General features: G+C 44.0%; 1 protein-coding gene. It reads left to right on the top strand.

The genetic code is table 11. From position 1 onward, the window contains the following. Positions 1 to 92: 92 nt before the first annotated feature. Positions 93 to 1,427, top strand: a complete 1,335-nt coding sequence (locus tag NI461_RS13930) for an ISNCY family transposase (RefSeq protein WP_015060273.1) — start codon at positions 93 to 95, stop codon at positions 1,425 to 1,427. Positions 1,428 to 1,481 lie beyond the last annotated feature (54 nt).

Genomic DNA, 1,481 nt, shown 5'->3' with positions numbered 1-1,481 from the left:
TGTTAGAACCCATTTAAAGTGTCTATATTCTCACCAATAAAAATGTCTGGTTTATGATGGTTTAAACATCATGGACTGGATATGAAATATAGATGCTGATCACTATGTCTGACAAAGAAATTCAACGTCTTGCTGTTCTGCAAGACGTTCGAGATCATCGTATTACACAAGTCCGTGCCGCTGAAATCCTTAATCTTTCAACCCGTCAAATTACCCGGTTATTACAGAAGCTCAATCAAGATGGTGTTTCAGGTATGGCGCATGCCAGCCGTGGTCAACCTGGCCATCGTCGCCATGATGATTTATTAAAATCAAAATGTCTTTCCATTATTTCCGAACATCTGCTGGGATTTGGACCTACCTTGGCCCATGAGAAGCTCAGCAGCATATTTGACCTGAATATCCCGGTAGAAACGCTTCGGCGCTGGATGACTGCAAATGACCTCTGGATTCCGCGATCCAAGCGCCTTAAACGTCCATATCAGCCACGTTATAACCGTGATTGCTTCGGTGAGCTGATCCAGATTGATGGCTCATATCATGACTGGTTCGAAGGACGCGCTGCTAAGTGCTGTTTATTGGTGTATATCGATGATGCCACTGGAAAGCTGTTGCATCTGCGCTTCTGTGAGGCAGAAACGACCTTCGACTATATGCTTTCAACCCGAGCCTACATTGAACAATACGGTAAGCCTCTGGCCTTTTATAGCGATAAACATTCGGTCTTCCGAGTGAACCAGAAATCGAGCCAGGACAGCAAGATCACGCAATTTGGCCGGATTCTGAATGAGTTAAACATTGATATTATCTTTGCCAACTCCCCACAGGCTAAAGGTCGCGTAGAACGCGCGAATAGAACCCTTCAAGACCGTTTGATCAAGGAGATGCGTCTGGAAGGCATCAGTTCAATTGCCGAAGCCAATGCCTGGTTACCCTGCTTTATTGAGCATTTCAACCAGAAGTTCGCCAAGTGTGCGCGAAATTCAAAGAACTTACATCGTCCGCTAACAGAGTCTGATGCTGAGCTGGAGGATATATTCACCTGGCAGGAACCGCGTAAGGTCACGAAGAACCTCACCATCACCTATGACAAGTGTATTTATCTGCTTGAACCGACAGAGCTGAATCATAAGCTTGTTGGGCAATACATTTCATTTCTGGAGTACCCGGATGGCACTGTGGCGATCATGCATGAAGGACGGAAGATCAACTATAGTGTCTTCAATAAACTGGCTGGACTACAGCAGAATGAAGTGGTTGAGAATAAAAGATTAGGCTCGGTTCTGGCGCATATCCAGCAACAGCATGAAGAGTTGGAAAAACAAAATAAACGTTCCCGTCTCAAGAAAAGTATGCCGAGTCGTAAAGCTCAGAAAGCTGTTATTGAACAAAGAAATTTAAATCCTGTGCTTGACTCTTGCAGTTAAAAACAGGACATTTTAAATGGTTTATCGCATAGACATTTTAATTGGTGAATAACA

The sequence above is a fragment of the Acinetobacter sp. S4400-12 genome (assembly GCF_024129495.1).
Taxonomy (GTDB): Bacteria; Pseudomonadota; Gammaproteobacteria; order Pseudomonadales; family Moraxellaceae; genus Acinetobacter; species Acinetobacter lwoffii_C.
Note: the sequence above shows the minus strand (reverse complement) of the source record. Positions and strands in the feature narration are given on the sequence as shown.

What these genes read in the sequence shown, in the direction of transcription:
- NI461_RS13930 (WP_015060273.1), top strand. Translation starts at nt 93, where the DNA reads ATGCTGATCACTATGTCTGACAAAGAAATTCAACGTCTTGCTGTTCTG.